The 20,655-nt window shown below is 71.2% G+C and carries 17 protein-coding genes, 1 tRNA gene and 4 pseudogenes; 15 read left to right on the forward strand and 7 right to left on the reverse strand.

The window, feature by feature from the left end:
• From JHAT_RS14645 to JHAT_RS14675, 7 genes and pseudogenes are all read left to right on the forward strand, one after another.
• Positions 1 to 289: pseudogene (locus tag JHAT_RS14645) on the forward strand (prenyltransferase); the annotation flags it as partial.
• Positions 286 to 1,263 carry a sugar phosphate isomerase/epimerase gene (locus tag JHAT_RS14650; RefSeq protein ID WP_253195495.1) on the forward strand — a complete coding sequence of 326 codons (978 nt, stop codon included), beginning with the start codon at positions 286 to 288 and terminating at the stop codon, positions 1,261 to 1,263. The pseudogene JHAT_RS14645 and the gene JHAT_RS14650, both read left to right, overlap by 4 nt.
• A gap of 13 nt (positions 1,264 to 1,276) precedes the next feature.
• Complete coding sequence (locus JHAT_RS14655) at positions 1,277 to 2,005, forward strand: EboA domain-containing protein (RefSeq protein WP_077798611.1); 729 nt, start codon at positions 1,277 to 1,279, stop codon at positions 2,003 to 2,005.
• Positions 2,005 to 2,853, forward strand: a complete 849-nt coding sequence (locus tag JHAT_RS14660) for a TatD family hydrolase (protein WP_077798612.1) — start codon at positions 2,005 to 2,007, stop codon at positions 2,851 to 2,853. The genes JHAT_RS14655 and JHAT_RS14660 overlap by 1 nt, the downstream gene beginning before the upstream one ends.
• 3 nt (positions 2,854 to 2,856) lie before the next feature.
• Entirely contained in the window at positions 2,857 to 4,032 is a 1,176-nt protein-coding gene (gene eboE / locus JHAT_RS14665) for a metabolite traffic protein EboE (protein ID WP_077798613.1), read from the forward strand.
• Complete coding sequence (locus JHAT_RS14670) at positions 4,029 to 5,435, forward strand: nucleotide pyrophosphatase/phosphodiesterase family protein (RefSeq protein WP_077798614.1); 1,407 nt, start codon at positions 4,029 to 4,031, stop codon at positions 5,433 to 5,435. Before eboE ends, JHAT_RS14670 begins: the two co-directional genes overlap by 4 nt.
• A 115-nt stretch (positions 5,436 to 5,550) precedes the next feature.
• The gene (locus tag JHAT_RS14675) at positions 5,551 to 6,759 is read left to right on the forward strand and encodes a sugar phosphate isomerase/epimerase (protein ID WP_077798615.1); all 1,209 of its coding nucleotides are present in this window, start codon (positions 5,551 to 5,553) and stop codon (positions 6,757 to 6,759) included.
• Positions 6,760 to 7,064: 305 nt separating this feature from the next.
• Here the strand turns inward: JHAT_RS14675 and JHAT_RS14680 are convergent.
• Positions 7,065 to 8,207: pseudogene (locus JHAT_RS14680) on the reverse strand (acetate--CoA ligase family protein); the annotation flags it as partial.
• Between JHAT_RS14680 and JHAT_RS14685 the strand changes: the two are divergent.
• Positions 8,196 to 8,993 (forward strand): annotated as a pseudogene (locus JHAT_RS14685) (aldehyde dehydrogenase family protein); the annotation flags it as partial. The pseudogenes JHAT_RS14680 and JHAT_RS14685 sit on opposite strands and share 12 nt — an antisense overlap.
• Positions 8,994 to 9,139: 146 nt before the next feature.
• Positions 9,140 to 9,224: transfer RNA gene (locus JHAT_RS14690), tRNA-Leu, on the forward strand.
• Between the two features lie 189 nt (positions 9,225 to 9,413).
• Here JHAT_RS14690 and JHAT_RS14695 read toward each other — a convergent pair.
• Positions 9,414 to 10,520: a vWA domain-containing protein gene (locus JHAT_RS14695; RefSeq protein ID WP_077798616.1), complete on the reverse strand. Its 1,107-nt coding sequence runs from the start codon at positions 10,518 to 10,520 to the stop codon at positions 9,414 to 9,416.
• Positions 10,521 to 10,956: 436 nt separating this feature from the next.
• Between JHAT_RS14695 and JHAT_RS14700 the strand changes: the two genes are divergently transcribed.
• Entirely contained in the window at positions 10,957 to 11,310 is a 354-nt protein-coding gene (locus tag JHAT_RS14700; protein ID WP_077798617.1) for a hypothetical protein, read from the forward strand.
• A 197-nt stretch (positions 11,311 to 11,507) separates the two neighbouring features.
• On the opposite strand, the gene JHAT_RS14705 is transcribed toward JHAT_RS14700, so the two are convergent.
• Together JHAT_RS14705 and JHAT_RS14710 are read right to left on the reverse strand one after the other, a co-directional pair.
• Positions 11,508 to 12,239, reverse strand: coding sequence for an EcsC family protein (locus JHAT_RS14705; RefSeq protein WP_077798618.1), 732 nt, complete (start codon positions 12,237 to 12,239; stop codon positions 11,508 to 11,510).
• A gap of 273 nt (positions 12,240 to 12,512) precedes the next feature.
• Positions 12,513 to 13,091 carry a TetR/AcrR family transcriptional regulator gene (locus JHAT_RS14710; protein WP_077798619.1) on the reverse strand — a complete coding sequence of 193 codons (579 nt, stop codon included), beginning with the start codon at positions 13,089 to 13,091 and terminating at the stop codon, positions 12,513 to 12,515.
• A 69-nt stretch (positions 13,092 to 13,160) separates the two neighbouring features.
• Here JHAT_RS14710 and JHAT_RS14715 point away from each other — a divergent pair, with 69 nt between their 5' ends.
• The gene (locus tag JHAT_RS14715; RefSeq protein WP_077798620.1) at positions 13,161 to 13,751 is read left to right on the forward strand and encodes a dihydrofolate reductase family protein; all 591 of its coding nucleotides are present in this window, start codon (positions 13,161 to 13,163) and stop codon (positions 13,749 to 13,751) included.
• Positions 13,752 to 13,868: 117 nt separating this feature from the next.
• Here the strand turns inward: JHAT_RS14715 and JHAT_RS14720 are convergent, their stop codons facing one another.
• A complete protein-coding gene (locus JHAT_RS14720; protein ID WP_077798621.1) occupies positions 13,869 to 15,047 on the reverse strand; it encodes a Cmx/CmrA family chloramphenicol efflux MFS transporter in 1,179 nt (392 codons plus the stop codon).
• A gap of 337 nt (positions 15,048 to 15,384) precedes the next feature.
• On the opposite strand from JHAT_RS14720, the gene JHAT_RS34370 reads away from it, so the two are divergent.
• Together JHAT_RS34370 and JHAT_RS14730 are read left to right on the forward strand one after the other, a co-directional pair.
• A complete protein-coding gene (locus JHAT_RS34370) occupies positions 15,385 to 15,705 on the forward strand; it encodes a hypothetical protein (RefSeq protein ID WP_143660427.1) in 321 nt (106 codons plus the stop codon).
• Between the two features lie 183 nt (positions 15,706 to 15,888).
• A complete protein-coding gene (locus tag JHAT_RS14730; protein ID WP_253195496.1) occupies positions 15,889 to 16,134 on the forward strand; it encodes a DUF6461 domain-containing protein in 246 nt (81 codons plus the stop codon).
• On the opposite strand, the gene JHAT_RS14735 is transcribed toward JHAT_RS14730, so the two are convergent.
• The gene (locus JHAT_RS14735; RefSeq protein ID WP_077798623.1) at positions 16,129 to 16,638 is read right to left on the reverse strand and encodes a hypothetical protein; all 510 of its coding nucleotides are present in this window, start codon (positions 16,636 to 16,638) and stop codon (positions 16,129 to 16,131) included. The two genes, JHAT_RS14730 and JHAT_RS14735, sit on opposite strands and share 6 nt — an antisense overlap.
• A gap of 276 nt (positions 16,639 to 16,914) precedes the next feature.
• Between JHAT_RS14735 and JHAT_RS14740 the strand changes: the two genes are divergently transcribed.
• Positions 16,915 to 17,649, forward strand: a complete 735-nt coding sequence (locus JHAT_RS14740; protein ID WP_143660430.1) for a hypothetical protein — start codon at positions 16,915 to 16,917, stop codon at positions 17,647 to 17,649.
• A 44-nt stretch (positions 17,650 to 17,693) separates the two neighbouring features.
• Positions 17,694 to 18,033: pseudogene (locus tag JHAT_RS14745) on the forward strand (transposase family protein); the annotation flags it as partial.
• 313 nt (positions 18,034 to 18,346) lie between these two features.
• On the opposite strand, the gene JHAT_RS14750 reads toward JHAT_RS14745, so the two are convergent.
• A complete protein-coding gene (locus tag JHAT_RS14750; RefSeq protein WP_253195497.1) occupies positions 18,347 to 20,482 on the reverse strand; it encodes an N-6 DNA methylase in 2,136 nt (711 codons plus the stop codon).
• Between the last annotated feature and the right edge of the window lie 173 nt (positions 20,483 to 20,655).

Below are 20,655 nucleotides of genomic sequence, written 5' to 3' on the forward strand. Positions count from 1 at the left end.
CGCCCCGGGGACGCCGGGCCCGGCCCGGGCCACCGCCGCCCTCACCACCGCCCTGGGCGCCGCCTACGCCGCCGCGGCCGCCCGCCCCTACCTCCACGCCACGCTCAACCCCTCGCCCCCGCTCACCCAGCGTGCCGTCGGGGGCGGCATCCGGGCCACGGTCCCGCTCCAGGCGGCCCTCGCCGCCCGCTCCGGTGCGGTCGCCACGTCCCTCCTGGTCGCGGCCCTGGCCCCGGCGGGCCGGCTGTTCGCGAGGAGGACCGGCATGAGGAAGGTGAGCATCACATGAGCCGGAACCCGCATCACGAGCCACCCGCGAACGCGGACGCGACCACCGCCACCGGCCTGCGGCCGGACCCGGACAGCGCCTCCCCGTCCCCGCTCCGTTTCGGCTACGGCACCAACGGCCTCACCGACCTCCGCCTGGACGACGCCCTCGCCCTCCTCGCCGACCTCGGCTACGACGGCGTCGGCCTGACGCTCGACCACATGCACCTTGACCCGCTCGCCCCCGACCTCGCCGCCCGCACCCGCCGGGTCGCGCACCGCCTGGCCGCCCTCGGGCTGGGCGTCACGGTGGAGACGGGCGCCCGCTACGTGCTCGACCCGCGCCGCAAGCACGGCCCGTCCCTCCTCGACCCGGACCCGGAGGACCGCGCCCGCCGCACCGACCTCCTCGTGCGGGCCGTCCGGGTCGCCGCCGACCTCGGCGCGCACGCCGTGCACTGCTTCAGCGGCATCACCCCACCCGGCACGGACGAGGACACGGCCTGGAAGCGGCTGGCCGAGTCCCTCGCCCCGGTCCTGGACGCCGCCGCCGACGCCGGCGTGCCTCTGGCCGTCGAGCCCGAACCGGGCCACCTGCTGGCCGCCCTCGCCGACTTCCACGTCCTGCGCCGCACCCTCGGCGACCCCGAGCACCTCGGCCTCACCCTGGACATCGGCCACTGCCAGTGCCTCGAGCCCCTGCCGCCCGCCGACTGCGTGCGCGAGGCCGCTCCCTGGCTGCGCCACGTGCAGATCGAGGACATGCGCCGCGGCGTCCACGAACACCTCCCCTTCGGAGACGGCGAGATCGACTTCCCGCCCGTCCTCGAGGCCCTCGCCGCCACCGGCTACCAGGGCCTGACCGTCGTCGAACTGCCCCGCCACTCGCACGCGGGCCCCCGCTTCGCCGAACACTCCCTCCCGTTCCTCCGCCGGGCGGCGGCGACGGCGTCCCCCTCCGCCGACCACCGGGGCGAGCCCTCCGCCACCCTCTGAAGGGAGCCATCCCATGACCAGATCCCACGCCACCCACCGCACCCAGGACACGGATGGCACCCCCGCCGAGCACGCCGCGCAGGGCACCGTCCCCGCCCACCTCGCGCCGGCCGGCCTGCACGCGCTCCTCACCGCCCGGCTCGCCCCGGCCGCCCGCGCCTGGCTCGACCAGGCCCTGGACGAGGCCACCGCCCACCCCGGCACCCACGGCCCGATCTCCGTGTGGGAGCTGCGCCTCGCCGAGGCCGGCCGCCGCTGCGGTCCCGCCCACGCCGACGCCGCCCGCGTCCTCATCCTGCACGCGGCCCGCGCCGACGCCGGCGTCCTGTCCCGGGTGTACGCGCAGGGCACCGCCGACGAACGCCGCGCCGTCCTGCAGGCGCTGCCCCACCTGGTGCCCGGCCCCGACGCCCTCCCGCTCGTCGAGGACGCCCTGCGCACCAACGACACCCGGCTGGTCGCCGCCGCCCTCGGCCCCTACGCCGCCCGGCACCTGGACGCCCACCAGTGGCGGCACGCCGTGCTGAAGTGCCTGTTCACCGGTGTCCCCGTCGACCAGGTGGCGGACCTGGACCGGCGGGCCGGCGGGGACGGCGAACTCGCCCGCATGCTCACCGACTACGCCGCCGAACGCACCGCCGCGGGCCGTCCCGTCCCCGACGACCTGCACCGCGTCCTGGCCCTGACCGAGGCCCCGCGCTCCTCGCACGGCACGGCCGACCCCCACGGCAAGGAGTCCTGATGCGCATCTTCGACCCCCACATCCACATGACCTCCCGCACCACCGACGACTACGAGGCCATGCACGCCGCGGGCGTCCGCGCCGTCGTCGAGCCCTCCTTCTGGCTCGGCCAGCCCCGCACCTCTCCCGACTCCTTCCGCGACTACTTCGACGCCCTCCTTGGCTGGGAGCCCTTCCGCGCCGCCCAGTACGGCATCGCCCACCACTGCACGATCGCCCTCAACCCCAAGGAGGCCAACGACCCGCGCTGCCTGCCGGTCCTGGACGAACTGCCCCGCTACCTCGTCAAGGACCGCGTCGTGGCCGTCGGCGAGATCGGCTACGACTCGATGACCCCGGCCGAGGACAAGGCCCTGGCCGCGCAGCTCCAGCTCGCCGCCGACCACGGCCTGCCCGCCCTGGTGCACACCCCGCACCGCGACAAGCTCGCCGGCCTGCGCCGCACCCTCGACGTGGTCCGCGAGTCCGCCCTGCCCGTGGACCGGGTCCTGGTCGACCACCTCAACGAGACCACCGTCGGGGAGGCCAAGGACAGCGGCGCCTGGCTCGGCTTCTCCGTCTACCCGGACACCAAGATGGACGAGGCCCGCATGGTCGCCCTCCTGCGCGCGTACGGCCCCGAACGGGTCCTGGTGAACTCCGCCGCCGACTGGGGGAAGAGCGATCCGCTCAAGACCCGCAAGGTCGGCGACCTGATGCTCGCCGAGGGCTTCACCGAGGACGACGTGGACCGGGTGCTGTGGCGCAACCCCGTCGCCTTCTACGGGCTCAGCGGGCGCCTGAGCCTCGACGTGGCCGCCTCCGACGCCACCCACGAGGGCAACTCCATCCTGCGCGGCGGGGAGTGAGCGATGCGCTTCCGGCACCCCGACGGCTCCACCGTCCACCTCGCCTACTGCACCAACGTCCACCCCGCCGAGACCCTCGACGGCGTCCTCGCCCAGCTCCGCGACCACTGCGAACCCGTCCGCAGGCGCCTGGGCCGCGACCGCCTCGGCATCGGCCTGTGGCTCGCCCGCGACGCCGCCCACGCCCTGGTCACCGACCCCTCGGCACTGCGCGGCCTGCGCGGCGAACTCGACCGGCGCGGCCTGGAGGTCGTCACCCTCAACGGCTTCCCCTACGAGGGATTCGGCGCCGAAGAGGTCAAGTACCGGGTCTACAAGCCCGACTGGGCCGACCCCGAGCGCCTCGACCACACCACCTCCCTCGCCCGCGTCCTCGCCGGCCTGCTGCCCGACGACGTCACCGAGGGGACCGTCTCCACCCTGCCGTTGGCCTGGCGCACCGCCTACGACGACACCCGCGCCGACAAGGCCCGGAGTGCCCTGGCCACCCTGGCCGAACGCCTCGACGCCCTCGAGGAACTGACCGGCCGCTCCATCCGCATCGGCCTCGAACCCGAACCCGGCTGCGTCGTGGAGACCACCCACGACGCGATCGCCCCGCTGACCGCGATCGGCCACGACCGCGTCGGCGTCTGCGTCGACACCTGCCACCTCGCCACCTCCTTCGAGGACCCGCACACCGCCCTGGACGCCCTGACCGAGGCCCGCGTCCCCGTCGTCAAGTCCCAGCTCTCCGCCGCCCTGCACGCCGAACACCCCCGCGATCCCGCGGTCCGCGAAGCCCTCGCCGCCTTCGCCGAACCCCGCTTCCTGCACCAGACCCGCACCACCACCGTCGACGGCGCCCTGCACGGCACCGACGACCTCGACGAGGCCCTGGCCGCCGACGGCCCGCTTCCCGGCACCGCTGCCTGGCGCGCCCACTTCCACGTCCCGCTGCACGCCGACCCCGCGGCACCCCTCACCTCCACGCTCCCCGTACTGAAGGCCGCGCTGTCCCGGCTCGTCGGCGGCCCGCACCCGCTCACCCGCCACCTGGAGGTCGAGACGTACACCTGGCAGGCCCTCCCGCCCGAGCTGCGGCCCCGCGGCCGCGCCCAGCTCACCGACGGCATCGCCGCCGAGCTCACCCTCGCCCGCGACCTGCTGACCGACCTCGGCCTGAAGGAACTGCCATGACCGCCGCCCCCGCCCCCGCCTCCTCCGACGGACCGACCCCGCTCCTCGTCCTGGACGTCGTCGGCCTCACCCCCCGTCTCCTCGACCACATGCCCCACCTCAAGAAGCTCGGACAGTCCGGCTCCCGGGCACCGCTCGGCACCGTCCTGCCCGCCGTCACCTGCGCCGCCCAGTCCACCTTCCTCACCGGCACCATGCCCTCCGAACACGGCATCGTCGGCAACGGCTGGTACTTCCGCGAACTCGGCGAGGTCCTGCTGTGGCGCCAGCACAACGGACTCGTCGGCGGCGACAAGCTCTGGGACGCCGCCCGCCGCGCCCACCCCGGCTACACGGTCGCCAACATCTGCTGGTGGTACGCCATGGGCGCCGACACCGACATCACCGTCACCCCCCGTCCCGTCTACTACGCCGACGGCCGCAAGGAACCCGACTGCTACACCCGGCCCCCGGCCCTGCACGACGAACTCACCGACAAGCTCGGCACCTTCCCCCTCTTCCACTTCTGGGGCCCCGGCGCCGACCTGGTCTCCAGCCAGTGGATCATCGACGCCACCCGGCACATCATGGCCACCCGCCACCCCGACCTGACGCTCTGTTACCTCCCTCACCTCGACTACGACCTGCAGCGCTTCGGCCCCGACGACCCGCGCTCCCTCAAGGCCGCCGCCGACCTGGACGCGGCACTCGCCCCGCTCCTCGACGACGCCCGGGCCGAGGGCCGCACCGTCGTCGCGCTCTCCGAGTACGGCATCACCCCCGTGAACCGGCCCGTGGACATCAACCGCGCCCTGCGCCGCGCCGGCCTGCTCGAGGTGCACACCCAGGACGGCATGGAGTACCTCGACCCGATGGCCTCCCGCGCCTTCGCGGTCGCCGACCACCAGATCGCCCACGTGTACGTCCGCCGCCCCGAGGACCTCGACGCCACCCGCGCCGCCCTCGACGGCCTGCCCGGCATCGAGCAGCTCATCGACGACGAGGGCAAGAAGGCCCACCACCTCGACCACCCGCGCGCCGGCGAGCTGGTCGCCGTCGCGGAGCCGGACGCCTGGTTCACGTACTACTACTGGCTCGACGACGACCGCGCGCCCGACTTCGCGCAGCTCGTCGAGATCCACCGCAAACCCGGCTACGACCCGGTCGAGCTGTTCATGGACCCGCTCGACCCCTATGTGAAGGTCAAGGCCGCAACGGCCGTGGCCCGCAAGAAGCTCGGCATGCGCTACCGCATGGCGGTCGTGCCCCTGGACGCCTCACCTATTCGCGGCAGCCACGGCCGCCTCCCCGCGAGCGACGACGACGGTCCGCTCCTCATCTGCTCCACCCCCCGCGCTGTCGGTGACCGCGTCGCGGCCACCGATGTGAAACAACTCCTGCTCCAACTGGCCGGACTCGGCTGACGCACCACCCGGTACGCCCGCCGCATTCCGACTACTGAGAGTGAAACACACGGCACTGACAACGGCCCGCCCGAGCCGCATCGGCGCAGGCCACGACCCCAGAAGGCAGGCATCAGTGACCCCGTTCACGGACCCCTCCCGCACCGACTCCGGCATCGCCCCGGCCGCCGACGGCCCGGACGAGAGCCTGCGCCGCACCCTCGGCGTGAACCGACGCCGCTTCCTCAGCACCTGCACCGCCGTGGCGGCCGGAGCCGTGGCGGCCCCCGTCTTCGGCGCCTCCCCGGCCCTCGCCCACGACCGGGACAGAGACCACGGCCACGGCCACGACCACGGCCACGGGCAGGTCCTCGTCCCGGCGGACAAGCGCGGCATCATCCTCTACACCGTCCGCGACGCCACCGCCCGCGACCCCCTCGCCTCCGACCTGCCCTCCGGCTTCCGCGAGGTCTTCAAGCAGCTGTCCCGCCACGGCTACCGCCAGGTGGAGTTCGCCGGCTACAACCAGCACGCCAACGCGCCGGGCGGCGCCAGCCTGGAATCCGTCCAGGGCGCCAAGCTGCTGCGCTCCTGGCTCGACGAGTACGGCCTGCGGGCCCAGGGCAACCACGGCTTCATCCCGTCCTCCTGGCCGCTGACCACGGCGGACCTGGACACCTTCAAGAAGCACCTGGAGATCGCCAACATCCTCGGCATGGACCACATGGGTACCGGCGGCGACCCCACCGGCAGCGCCTACCGCGCCGACTGGGACGTGGCCGCCGACAAGTGGAACGCCCTCGGCGCGATCGCCCACCGCGAGGGCATCAAGCTCTACACCCACAACCACGACAGCGCCTACGGCTTCCTGCTCGACGGCGGCCCGCTGGACGAACAGGGCCGGCCGACCCGCAGCTCCGGCATCCGGAAGCTGGAGTACTTCCTCAAGATCACCGACCCGAAGGTGGTCTGGCTGGAGATGGACATCTTCTGGGCGCACGTCGCCCAGTACAAGTTCCACACGTACACCGCCCACGACGGCTCCACCCGGAAGAACGTCTTCGACCCGGCCGGGCTGGTCGTCCGCAACAACCGGCGCTACCCGCTCTTCCACGCCAAGGACGGCGTGGTCAGCACCACCAACGGCATGGGCTACGACATGGTGCCCTTCGGAACCGGGGTCATCGACTACATGACGTTCTTCTCCCGGGTCGGGCAGCGGAACTACCACAACCCGATGATCGAGGACGACAACTCCCCGAGCGCGACCGACCCGGCGCAGTCGCTGCGCGAGGCCAAGATCAGCTACGACAACCTGGCGGCCCTGCGCAAGCGGCGCCACTGACCGGAACACGGACCGGGCGGCCCTTCCGCGTGCCGCGGGAGGGGCCGCCCGGTCCGTGCCGGTCCGTGCCGGTCCGTGCCGGTCCGTGCCGGCCCGGCGGGGGAGGTCCGTCGGGTCATCCCTCGCCGAGCGGCCGGGGGCCGGGTGTGACGCGCTTGTCGCCGGAGCGTCCCGGCGGCCGCAGGAACAGCGCCGCGAACATCGGGAAGCGGTGCGAACGCCAGCGACAGGTAGCCGAGCAGCGTGCCGGCCGACCCCAGCATCATCGCCCAGCGCGCCGGCAGCTTGCCGTTCTCACGCAGCCGCCCCGCCGGAAAGGCGACCGCGTTGCCCGCGGCCCCGAACGGCGGGATGAACGCGCGGAACGCCTCGTCCAGGTCGGGCGGGATCTCCATCAGGGACAGCCCGTTGTCCGTCACCGCGTCGGACAGCAGCACGCCGCTGCCGCCGGCCCCGGTGATGATCACCACGTTGTCGCCCTTCGGCACGGGCAGCACCGGCAACGCGCGCGCGTACTCCAGCATCTCGTTCAGCCCTGGCGCCCGGATGACCCCGGCCTGCCTCAGCACGTCGTCGTAGACGGCGTCGTCCCCGACGAGCGCCCCGGTGTGCGACCCGGCGGCCTTCGCGCCCGCCGCCGTGCGCCCCGCCTTGAGCACCACGACCGGCTTCCTCGGCACGGTCGCCCGCGCGGCCTCGACGAACGCGCGCCCGTCCTTGAGATCCTCCAGGTGCATCGCGATGCACTCGGTGTGCGGGTCCTCGCCGAACCAGGTCAGCAGGTCGTCCTCGTCCAGGTCCGACTTGTTGCCGAGGCCCACGATCGCCGACACGCCCGTCCTCGTGGTCCGCGCGAAGCCCAGGATCGCCATCCCGATGCCGCCCGACTGCGAGGTCAGCGCGACCCCGCCCTTGACGTCGTACGGCGTGCAGAACGTGGCGCACAGGTCCTGCCAGGTCGAGTAGTAGCCGTAGATGTTCGGCCCCAGCAGCCGCACGCCGTACCGCTCGGCGACCGCCACGATCTCGTCCTGGAGCCCGTGCTCACCGGTCTCCGCGAAACCGGACGGGATCAGCACGGCGTTGGGGATCCCCTTGCGTCCCACCTCCTCCAACGCCGCCGCCACGAACCGCGCGGGGATCGCGAAGACCGCCACGTCCACCTCGCCGGGGACGTCGGTGACGCTCTTGTACGCCTTGCGGCCCACGATGTCGTCGGCCCTGGGGTTCACCGGGTGGATCTCGCCCGCGAAACCGCCGTCGACGAGGTTGCGCATCACCGAGTTGCCGATCTTGCCGGCTTCGTCGGAGGCGCCGATCACGGCGATCGACGAGGGCTGCATCAGCCGGCGCATCGAGGTGAGGATCTCCTCGCGCGTGTACCGGCGGCGCTCCCTGGGCGCCTCGGTCGCGAGGATCACCCGGATGTCGGCGGCGACGGCGCCGACCTGGGCAAACGCCACATCCTCGAACAGGAGGGCCTGAACACCTGGGGCATCTGGAACTTCTCCGACTGGGACACCCTGAGCGCGACGATCCCGAAACTCTTCGACTACGGCAAGCAGCGCTGCACGGCCTACCCGCGCTTCGTCGTCCAGCGCAGCCTCTTCGACGCGTTCCTCGCCGCCTACCTCCCCGCCGTCCGCACCCTGCGCACCGGCCACCCCCTCGCCGTCGAGCATCCGGACGACCCGTACCCGGCGCTCGACCTCGGCCCCGTGATCAACGCGGCCAAGGCGAAGGAGCTGCACGACCAGGTCGCCGAGGCGATCGACCGCGGCGCCGTCCCGCTGCACCGCGGCACCCCGACCGACGCCCGCTTCCTGCCCGGCCAGGACACGTCGGCGTACGTCCAGCCCGTCACGCTGCTCAACCCGCCCCGCTCCTCCCCGCTGCACCACGCGGAACCGTTCGGCCCGGTCGACACGATCGTCCTGGTCGACACGGAGGCGGAACTGCTGGCCGCCATGAACGCGTCCAACGGCGCCCTGGTGGCCACCCTCTCCACGGACGAACGCGCCACCTTCGACCGGCTCGCCCCGCACATCCGCGCCTTCAAGATCGGCCACGGGGTGCCGCGCTCGCGCGGAGACCGGGACGAGCTGTTCGGCGGCTTCGGCGCGTCCTGGCGCGGCGCCTTCGTCGGCGGCGACCTCCTCGTCCGCGCGGTGACCCGCGGCCCGGCGGGGGAGAGGCTGCCGGGGAACTTCCCGGAGTACCAGCTCACGCCCTGACCCGCGTGACCGCCCGGACACACCCCGTGCACCCCGTACCACCACCGTCCGGAGGCACGGAAAACGCAGGTGAAAGGCACTCCGAAACCTTGGTATGGTTGTCCATGTCGCCGCGGGGAACACCCCCGCAGGGCGGCAGACACCTAGTCCGGGTGGCGGAATGGCAGACGCGCTAGCTTGAGGTGCTAGTGCCCTTTATCGGGCGTGGGGGTTCAAGTCCCCCCTCGGACACGTGCTCCTTCGAGGGCCTCGACCGGATGGTCGGGGCCCTCGAGGCGTTCCGGGGTCCCGACCGATGGAGCGGCTCAGGCGACCGCCCCCTCGGCTGCCAGGTGGCGGCGTCATGGAGCGAGGGCACGGAAAGTCCTCCCGAGGGTGTGCCCGCCGATTCTGGATCATGAGCGGCGCGGACGCCACGGATCACAGCAGGACGAGCAGCCTGGTCCCCGGGACCAGCTTCCGGTTGACCGACGTCGACTGGACGAACACCGTGTAGGCGTCGTTGCTCCCCGGCGCCACCGTGACCTCCGTCGACGGCAGGCCCAGGAGCTGCCGGGCGGCGGGACCGGTGAACACCTTCCCGGTCATGCGGCCGGTGGCCGGGTCCTTCTCCGCCACCGCGATCTGCTTGTTGGCCTGCACCTTCTCCCGCTTGGACAGCTCGTAGAAGGCGCAGCCGGTCTTGTACGGATGCCCGGCGCTGGTGACGAAGTCGCGGATCGACGTGCGCTGGTCCACCGGGATGAGCACGTACTTGCCGGCGTCCAGGGCCTGGAGGTTCGACTTCACGTCCGCCGCGCTCAGATCCTGGCCCATCGCGAAGAGGTTCCGGGTACCGCGCACGCCCTGCTCACGGTCCCGCAGGAACCGGGTGGCGGCCGACTTGACGGCACCGATCGCCTCCTCGACGCCCTGGTCCGAGTCCGCGTCCCAGATCGAGATGTTGCCCGTCGGGAAGCCGTACTGCTGGGCGGTGCGCTTGGCCAGGGAGTTCGGCACCATGATGGCCGAGGTCCAGTGGTCCGGCAGGGTGTTCATCTTCTCCGTGATCCTGCTGCGCCACTGGTCCAGGACGGCGCGGCCGTCGGGCAGGAGGTCGTGCCGCGCGCCCGTCGTGTCGGCGCCGGAGGCGTTCTCCTCGCCGTCGGTGACGACGACCTGGAGGAAGCTGTGCTCGCCGTACTCCTCCCATATGTGGCCGAGGTCGTCGAGCGCCTTCACCGATGCCTGGATCAGCGCCGTCGCGCCGTTCTCGACGGTGTACAGGCCCCGCATGGACGGCAGGTGCTTGACGTCCATGTCCCACACCAGGTTCTCGACCAGGTGGTCGAAGGCGTAGAGACTGATCCGCGTCTCGTGGCCGAGCCGGTCGGACTCCTCCTTCAGCCCCTTCACGAACTCGTCGACCACACGCACGAGTTGCTCCGAGTGACCCCGCATCGAACCGGACTTGTCGATGACGAGAGCGACGTGATTCACGAAGTGCTTCTTCAGCCGGTCCTTCACCGTGGCGCTCATCGTGTCCATCCCTTTCCCCGTCGGGGCAGCTCCCCAACACCCTTTTCCGCAGGCGGACGTGTCCACCCGAGGCGTGAACGCCGGGATGGATTCTGGTCCGTCCAGATGATGGCTTCACCTTAGGGAGGGGGACTGACAACGCGTCTGAGCTGCGGTTTCGCGCATGTGCCCGGGGGTCGGCCCGCACCCACCGTACGGGCTGTCACTCGGACGTCTCTCGATCGCGTCACGCTGCTGTCCCGGCTGGGATCCGACGGTGGGAACACCACAGGAGCCCGGCCGGTGTTCCTGGTCGCAGGGGCGGACGCCCGTGTGTTCGCCCACGGCGTGGCGTCGGCCGACGCGTGAGGACATCTCACCGCACTGTTGAACTCACGCGGCTAATGGTTGATGGTTCATCTAAAGCTTCGATCCGCCGGAGCTCCGACCGGAAGGAACAACGAGCATGAAGAGCCGAACCAGGAAGCTGGCACTGGGCGCCATGGCGGCCGTCGCCTTGAGCGTTGTGCTCCCGGCAGCTCCCGCCTTAGCCACTGAGGAGGTCGACTGCGGCGTCGGCACGGACGCCGTGCGGGTGACGTATCTGGAGGACGGCGCGGAGCGCAGCCGGTGCTGGACCGGACCCGGTGACGTCTCGCTCGGACAGAGCGGGGTCACCTCCTTCTCCTCGGGCGCCCACGAGGTGGTCGTCTTCTGGAGGACAAACTCCGGATGGGACGTCGCAGTCCTCCCGCCCCACACGTCGGCCCCCTTCACCGGGGCCGGCACCCATCACGTCTACGGTTTCCACGTCAGGTAACCGCTGACGGCGGCCGGTCGACCGGCCCGTCCGGGCCGGTCCGGCCGCCCGCTACGCGGTGACGAGGAGGCGGCCGCGGCCGGACTCGGACGTGGAGTCGGGGTCCGTGCCACTGGCGGCCGGTCAACCTCGGCCGCTTCATCGCCGGGGAGCACTACCGGCTCACCCTCACCTCGTCCGCTCGGTCCGCTTCATCGTCACTTCGGTTCCTCGGCCCGCAGCGTGCCGTCGCGCAGGGCCTTGTCCGTGGCCCGTCCGATGACAGCGGTCGCTCCCGCGTCCACGGCGCCTCCGACGATGCCTCCCAGGATCGGGATCCCCTTGGCGAGCGTGATCGCGGCGCGCTGGGTTCCGTACTTCGCGACGAGGTGGGTTCCGGCCTTCTTGTTGATCGCCCGGATCACCGTGATCGGGATCTTCTTGATCATCTGCTCGCCGAGCTTCTGGCCGACCTTCACGCCGAGGGACGCCAGAACGTTCTGCGCGCTCATCCCGATCGCGAGCATCATCGCGACGGTTCGCACGTGCGGGTCGCCGATGTCCCACCCTCGGAGGTGTGCGATGGAACCGGCCATCCGTATGTTGATGGCGAGGGACGCGGCCACGTTCGCGGGGATCGTCACGCCTGCGGTGATCAGACCTCCGAGCCCGGTGACGAACCCCTGGGTCCCGGCCGCGGCCACGGACTCCTTGATGAGGCGGGCGACGACCGCGTCGATGTCGTCCTTCATGTCCTCGGAAGAACGGCGCTCCTCGGCGTCAGGTGCCCGGTAAGCGTCACCCTGCCGACGCGAAAGACGGTCCTCGGCCCAGGTCACCGACCCCGTGACCGGCCCCACGCCGTTCACCATGACCTTCTCCGCGAGCTCGGCGACCCACCGTCCGGCCCTTTCGGCCGCACCCTCGTCAGGAGTCTTCTCGTCGGCCATCACACACCCCTTCCGCGAGCGCCCCCGCCGGGGGCGTCCCGCACTGCTGCGGGCAGCAGGAGGAGTCCGGTCGCCGACACCCCGGCGAAGCTGCGGACGACCGAAGCCGTATCCCCCTTGTCACCGCCCGCCCACCCCTTGCGTCACGACGTCTGCCGCACCGCCCTTCGCGAGCTGAAGTGACCATACCCTCCCACGGAAGTGAAAGCGTCGTCAAACCTTAACGACTTGCTTGCGTGCGTTCCTCTCAGGAACGGCGAGAGGCCGAGTCTTCTACTCCGCTTCCACGATGCGCTCCACTGCGGCCGTCACCAGTTGTTCACGCTCTTCCTCCGTGAAGACGTCCGGCAGAGTGAGCTGCTCGACGATCAGCCAGTTCAGGGTCAGTATGAGCAGCTTGACGGCCGTGGCGTCGCCCGGGAGGTGGGAGGCCTCGTGATAGGCGACGTTGGCGTCGACGTCTGCTCGGACTCGTTCAGTGAGGACCTTGCGCAGTTCGGGGCGGCGGGTGGCCTCGAGGCGGAGTTCCAGCAGTGCGAGGTAACCGGTGCGGAAGGAGGCGATGCGGCCGACGAGTTCGCGCATCAGCTCCGCATAGGTTTCCCGGTCGCGGCCGGCCGCCTGCTGGCGGGCGATCGTGGCCTCGTCCGGCTGGAGTCGCTCGTAAACCCGGGCGCCGGCCTGAGTGAACAGGTCGTCGCGATTGAGGAAGTAGTTGGACGCCGTGCCGGGGGGAACGGCGGCCTCGGCATCCACGGCCCGGAAAGTCAGGCCGCGTGCGCCTTCTCGGGCCAGCACCTCGATCGCCGCGTCGACGAGGGCCGCACGTCGCTGGTCGTTCCGTCTCACCATTGACACCACTCCACTTGTAGTACTACGTTCAAACCACTTCAAGCAGAGTACTACGTGTGGGGGATAGCTGTGCGAAAGCTCGTGTACTACGTCGGCGTCTCGCTCGACGGCCGCATCGCCGGTCCCGACGGCGAGTTCGACTTCTTTCCGCAGGGCGATGAGCAGCAGGCCGCCGCCTACTCGGCCTGGACGAACGCGCTGTACCCGGAGACCGTCCCGACCGCTTACCGCGCGGCCGTCGGCGTCACCGACGCGCCCAACCGGCGTTTCGGCACCGTCGTCATGGGCCTCGGCACCTACCGCCCAGCCCTCGACAACGGGATCACCAGCCCCTATGCGCATCTGCGCCAGTACGTGGTGTCCAGCACGCTCAGGCCGGACACCGACCCAGCCGTCACCGTCGTGCCGAACGACCCACTCGCCCTCGTCCGCGAACTCAAGGGCGAGGCGGGCCTCCTGGACATCTGGCTCTGCGGAGGCGGCCGGCTCGCGGGCACCCTGTTGCCCGAGATCGACGAGCTGCTGATCAAGACCTATCCGGTCGTTGCCGGTAGGGGAATCCCGGTGGTCGACGGTGTCTTCGACCCCACCGTCTTCGACGTCGCCGAGCGCACCGCCTTCCCCAACGGGGTCACCCTCACCCGCCTCACCCGCCGCTAGGTGTCGCCGGCCATGACATCGGTGACGCTCGTGCGGGGGCGTGGACGGTCGGCCGGGTGCGGCAGCGCTCCACGGGTCTTCGGCGGTCCTCGACGGTCAAGGGAGCGTTCGCATGCGTCACCGGAGCACCTCGGTGCTTCGGCCGGCCGTGACCACGGCGCGGAGGGGGAACGCGATGAGCAGCGCGACGGCGACCAGGAGCCCGCTTGCCCACAGCGGTCCGAGGTCCCCGACCGCGGTGCTGAGGGCGATCGCGGCGACGAGGGGACCGACGGCGGCGCCGACGTTGAGGGCCGCGGTCGCATACGAGCCGGCCATGGTGGGAGCGCCCGCGGCCTCGTAGAGGACCCGGGTGATCAGCGTGCTGCCCAGCGCGAACGAAAGCGCGCCTTGGACGAACACGAGGGCGAGCAGAGCGACCGGACGGTCGGCCAGCAGGGCCAGGGCCGGCCAGCCGAGGAGCAGCAGCGGACCACCGACTGCGAGGACCGGACCGGGGCGCCGGTCGGACAGCCGGCCGGCGACGGTGACGCCGAGGAAGGAACCGGCACCGAAGAGCACCAGCACGACAGGGATCCACAGCTCGCCCAGCCCGGCGGTGCCGGTCACCACGGGGGCGAGGAAGGTGAAGCCTGCGAAGGTGGCCGCGTTCACCAGCGCGCCGAGCAGCATCACCAGGATCAACCGCGGTCTGGCGAGCTGGGCGAGCTCCGCCCGCAGGGCCGGTCCGCCGGTCGCGTCGTTCTGCGCATGTCCCGTGGGGATCCCCTTCAGGATGCCGATGGCGGCCGGCAGGCAGAGGGCGGCGACAGCCCAGAACGTGGCCCGCCAGCCGAACAGCGTGCCGAGGACCGACCCGCCGGGGACACCGGCGATCGTGGCCACCGTCGTGCCCGACAGCAGCACGGCCAGCGCACGCCCCTTCTTGTCGGCAGGGGCCAGCGTGGCGGCAGCCGTCAGAGCGACGGCGAGGAACCCCGCGTTCGCGAGCGCGGCGACGACCCGGGTGGTGAACAGGACCGGAAAGCTCGTGGTGAGGGCGCCCGCGGCGTGAGCCGCCGCGAAAGCGAGGAGGAACCCGAGAAGGCTGGAGCGCCTGGGCCAGTTGCGGGCAAGTGCGGCCACCAGGGGAGCGCCGACGATCATGCCGATCGCGAAGGCCGAGGTGAGCACGCCTGCTGTCCCGACGGTGACGTCGAGGTCCGAGGCGATGTCCGGCAGGAGGCCGGCGAGCATGAACTCCGAGGTGCCCATGGCGAAGACCGCCAGGGCGAGCAGGTACAGCGGAAGAGGCATCGAGTGGCTCCGAGGTGAGGAGAGGCACGAGAAGGTCATCTCGCCACCGCGGCCGGCCCCCAGGGCGCACTCGTCCCACCACGGAACGTGGCGCGACGACAGGGCTACAAGCTCAGTGGTTCAGGGGGCTGACGGCGTGACCGAAAGCCCCCACCTTGTCCGACTCAGGACTCGACATGGCCCGCACGCTACCCGACCGAGACCCGTCGAGACACCTCGGTTTCACCGGCATTGGCCTTGGTCTGTGTCACCAACGTCCCGCCCCGCAACGCCTGGGCGCGGCACAGACATGCTGGCCCATCAGCTCGAAGACTTCACAGCTCGTCGGCCAGGAGCAATGGCACGCGCAGACCAACAAGCAGCCACCGTCAAAACCCAGGAGGTCAAGGCCGCCCTCAAAACGCAACAGCAACGTGGAGGGATCTCCCCCGAACACCTGCTGCCCGTCCTTGAGGGCATCGCTGTCCTCTGGCGCGTCGAAGCCAGCAACCGCACCACGGGCAAAGCCGCTACCACCCCGGCCGACGGGAGCGTCTTCGGCATCTACGTCGGCGAATCCGCCTGCATCTCCGGCGCGGTAAGCAGTTCACGCATATGGGTCAACGTCAACGGGCACTTCCCGGAAACAGGATGCATCGAGCCTCCCGCCGCCCATTGACCTACACGTCAGCAGCGAGCCTGTGCGAACTGCCCCGCAGAAGGGCGGGTCTGGCCAAGCAGGGCACCGTGATCACAGCATCCTCACAGCCGTGCAGAACCCCGGCCTGCGCGCCGCCCACGGAGTCGGCAGGTCTGCAGCACCTGCTCAATGGCGCCCGGTGGGACGCCGACGCTGTCCGGGATGACGTCCGCGACTACGTCGCCGAACGGCTCGGCCGGGCTGATCGAGGCGAATGACGCTCACCGTGCCGAGGTGGGTGACGACTACTGGGACGAGTCCTACGTTGCCGGTGCCTTCGAGACCCCGGGCGAGAAAGGTGACTGGGCAGTTGTCCTCGGCTTCGACGGTGGCCTTGGGATGCCGTGTGCCGAGACGCTGTCGGAGGGCGGTCGGGTTGTGGCGCACTCGAGCAACGAATGGCTATGAGCCTGTCTCGCGCGTCATCACGTACGTGTTCCCGATGTCCGGATCGCCGTACATGAAGAACAGCACCAGCCCATCGTGCTGATCGCGGTCCACGTAGAAGAACCACGAGTATGTCGACGGGGGCTCCGGAGCCGAGTGGTCGGCCACAGGTGCGGGAAAGCGCCTCTCGACTCGTGTCCGGGTCGTCAGCGCGAGGTGGACGGTCTGTCCGCCGTCGTCGTCGTTCAGTTGCCAGGTTCCCATACCGGAGAGGCGCCAGCCGTCCTCGAAGTCGAAGTCCTGCCCATCGAGTTTTTCGAGAAGGGCCGTTCCGTCCTTGCGAAGCACCACGTGGGTCCCCTCGATGTTCTCCCAGCCCCCGGCGACTTCGGCCGCCGTGGCGCCGTGGAGCCCTGTTCCCCCGTAGTACTGATAGGGGCCGGCGCATGCCGTCAGAGCAGCCAGAACAACTACCAGGACACCGAGGGCCGTCCCCCACGCACGCAGCCTGCCTCCGCCCGCCACCAGGATCTCCCACCCTCAGTCCGCATCGGCCTCCCGGGAGGAGCGGCCGTGGAGAGATACCTTGCCAGGCCTGTTGAACGCGTTCAACTCTGTGGCTCCAGGGTGGGCGTCATCCCTGCAACCCACACCTCCAGCGCGGCCCGCAACCGTCGGCAAGCAGCATGAACAGCGTCTTCGATGCACGGCCTAAGGGTTGCCCCGCCAATGGCTCGGGAGCGCGTGGCCCTGTCATCCCGCAGGTTGGCGGCGGGGTTGTGGGAACAGTTGAATGCCCTCGTGACGGACTGGACGCAGGTGGTCGATGCTCACGGGGCGGTTGGGCGAGTGCCACAGCTCCTGGATCAGGTGGAACAGGAGGAAGTTCCGGAGGCGTGGGACGAGCTGTGGGACCGCCTCTGCCTCCACGGTGAGACGGTCTCCGCGGCGAGCTTCGCAGCTCTCCCACGCTTGGCAGCTCTGGTTCCCGCGTGTGTCCAGGCACTCGAATTGGCCAGTGCCATCGTGCGAAACACATTGCGGCACCCCGACGGTGAAGCTCTGCTCGCGGGTTGTCCGAACGAGGTCGACCGGTTGCGGGAACTCGTGGACCAGAGACTTCGGACGCGTCCGGCCGACTACAACCGGCTTTTCGGTGATCTGCTCGCCCTTGCAGGGCAGTACCACTGGAGCGCCTCCTTGGGGGACTTCGCCGACGACTTCTATGCCGTGTCCTGCCCCGGCTGCGAAGCGGAGGTGACCATCGCCGTCGGTGACTACGGCTGCTACGCGGCCGTTCGAGACTGGGATCAGGGCGACATGGAGCGGGGGTTGCTGCGGCCCGCCCCGGCCGGGGAGCTTCGCGACCCGGGCCGATGGATGCACGCCATAGCCGTCCGGGACGGGCAGCAGCGGCTCGCCGAGGGGATCAGATACGTCTTCGGCCGAGCAGAGTGTCCGGCTTGCGCAAGTGTATTCAACATCGCGGAAGCGCACACGACCGCGAACCTTCCTCCAGCCCTTGGAGCGTACTGAACAGGGATAGACGCCCCGATCGTTTGCGATGATGTGGCCGGCCCTTGGTCCCCGCCCATGACCACGGCATCGCCGAGCAGTTCAACAACTACCGGTACTCCACCAACCATCAGGTCGTCACCGACGCCGACACTCGGCTCGTCGTCGTCCTCGCCGTCGGCCGACCGCTGCCCGGCAACCGCAACGACTGCAAGGCGTGGAAGCTGTCCGGTGCCAAGGCCGCCGTCGGCCGCACCACGGTGATCGCCGACGGCGATCACAGGAACACCGGCCCGGTCGTCCCGCACCCGGCCAAGCAGGCCTTCCGGCCCGGAAAAGGAGCACAACCGCTCACACCGCAAGGTCCGCGCCCGCATCGAGCACGCCTTCGCCCGCCTGCACACCCTCACCCTCGCCGGGTGACCAGGGAACGACGCTGGTCAACCAAACTGAGCCGACGCACGATAGCTGTCACCGGCGAATCCTGATGAGCTTGCGAATGGGGTCGGGCGAAGCAGCGTGGTTGTCACCAACGAGGCACGCTACTTGGCCCATCCCTGCAACACCAGCCGCTCGTCCTCGGATAACACCAGCGGTTGCAGCCTGCTGTCCCCCATTCCTCCAGCAGACCGCAGCCGCCAGCCGCTGTCACCGCCCGAGCCGAAATCTGAAACGAACCACGACTCACGTGGCGAGACGTGAACTCAAGACCAGATCACTAGGTCGGCTGCGGCACCAATTGCCCGCCCGTGAGCCCCCCGCTCACGAGCCGTGCCGTCTCCTCGGCCAAGTCCTTTGCGCGCCGCGCCTGTTCACGCAGCGCTTCCACGTGCCGGAAGGCCTCGCCGTACCGGCGCTGCTCCTCCAGGGGCAGCAGCGGCACGCGCAGTCGGCCCGGCGTGAGGTGGAGGGTGGAGCTGCCGGTCGAGGCGCCGGCCAGGTTGGCCTCGGAGCTGAGGAAGCCGAGGAGGAACCAGGGGTCCAGTCGCGCCGGGTCCGGGCGGAACAGGTGGACGCCGGCCCCCAGCAGGGCACCGGCCTCCGCCTCGCCCGCGACCCGGGCCACGGGGCCCGTACCGCCGACCAGGTTGCGGACCAGGACGTCGCCCTCGGCGATCTCCGGCATCTGCTCGGCCTGCACGTCCAAGGCCCGCCCGGTCGGTCCGGTGCCACCGGCGATGTCACGGCCCGCCAGTACTGGGCGACGGTCCGTGCCGTCGGCGCCCGCCTGCGCGTCCTCCGCATCGGCGCCCACTGTCCGCGGCGAGACCGGAACCGCGCGCAGCACCTTCAGCGCCCCGCCCCGGGCCAGGTCCGCCACCGTGGCCGTGCGCCAGTCGCGGGCCGAAGCCCCCGCCGCGTCCCACGCCGCCGTGTCGGCCAGCTCGGCCACCGTCCGCACCGCCGTCGCCAGTCCCTCGCGGGCCGTCGTGGCCTCGCGGGCCAGTTCCTGCGGGTCGACGTCGGCCCGGGAGGCACGGACCTGACGGGCGGGCGTCACGTCGACCACCTCGTCGAGCAGGTCGACCACGCTCACGGCCCGCGCCACCCCGGCCTGCGCCTCGAACCCGTCCGGGTCCTCGGCGTACGCCGTCCACGCGGAGAGGATCCGCTCCGTCACCCGCGCCCAGTCCACCGAACCCGAACGGGTGCCGCCGCGCCCCGGCGCCGACGGCTCGTCGGCCGTGTCGACGAAGAGGACCGTCTGGTACGCCGGCCGCGTCGGCTCCGGGCGTTGCAGTACCCACACCTGCAGGCCGATGTGGAGCGGGATCGCCGCCCCCGGCGGCAGGGCCGCCACCGCGCGCAGTGCGCCGCTGCGGATCAGCTCGGCGCGGATGCGGCGACCGGAGGAGCGGGACGCCGTCGCCGGCGGAAGGAGCAGCACGGCGTGGCCGCCCGGTTCGAGGTGGGCCAGCGCGTGCTGGACCCAGGCCAGTTCGGACTCGGCGCGGGGCGGGAAGCCGTACGCCCAGCGGGAGTCGTAGGCCAGTTCGTCGTGGCCCCAGTCCCGGTCGCCGTAGGGCGGGTTGCACAGTACGGCGTCGACGGTGAGGTCCGGGAAGGCGTCGGCGCGCAGGCTGTCGCCCGGGCGCACGGTGACGTCCGCGCCCTCCCCGGCCGTCAGGGTCAGGCCGACCGCGGTGCGCCGCGCCTGGACGGGCAGGCTGTCCTGTCCGTACAGCGCGCGTGCGCCACGCGCGGCGGCGGCCGTCAGCAGGGTGCCGCTGCCGCAGGCGGGGTCGAGGACGTGGGCGGGGGAGCCCGGGACCAGGCGGGCCAGCAGGTCGGCGAGCGGGGTCGGAGTGCGGTAGGCGCCGCTGGCGGAGCTGTCCTCCAGTTCCCGCTCCGCCAGCACACCCAGCGCGGTCTGTGCGCCCTCGTCGCGGACGCAGAGCAGCAGGGCGCGCAGGACCGTGGTGTCGGCGGCGGTGAACCGGACGGGTCCGGTGTCCGGCACCACGTCCGCGACGCCGGCCGCCGCGTCGTTCGCCTGCTTCACCAGGTCGTCGTCGGGCAGTGCGAGCAGGCCGGCGAGGTCGTCGGCGGGGCGGCGGGCCGCTGCGAGAACCAGCACGAGCAGGTCGGACACACCCGTGCCCCCCTGTTCGCGCAGACGCAGGGTCGTGCGCAGCTCCCCGCTGGGTGTGGCCGCCGTGTGCTGTCCGCGCGAGGCGAGCCAGGCGCGGACCTCCTCCAAGTCGTAGAGCGGACTGCTGTCGGTGCCGCCCGAGGGGGCGGGGAAGTCGTCGTGCCGACGGCGCCAGTTGCTGACGGTGGCGCGCGTGACGCCCGCGATGCGGGAGATCTCGGCGGCTGTCACCTGGGCGGATGGTGCGGGTGGCTGCGACATGGCGTGGTCCTGGCTCCGATGGTCGACGTGGTCACACCATACAGCGCGCGTCAACTCGCACAAGCTGTTGGACAGCGCTTTCGTGTTCGTGCTTACATGGTCCTGCTTCCGCCGGTAGGCAGCACTCTACGGCGTGGAGCGGCAGCTTCATGGCCACAGTCATGCCTCAGAGC

The organism is Streptomyces sp. JHA26, from assembly GCF_002005565.1.
Classification (GTDB): domain Bacteria; phylum Actinomycetota; class Actinomycetes; order Streptomycetales; family Streptomycetaceae; genus Streptomyces.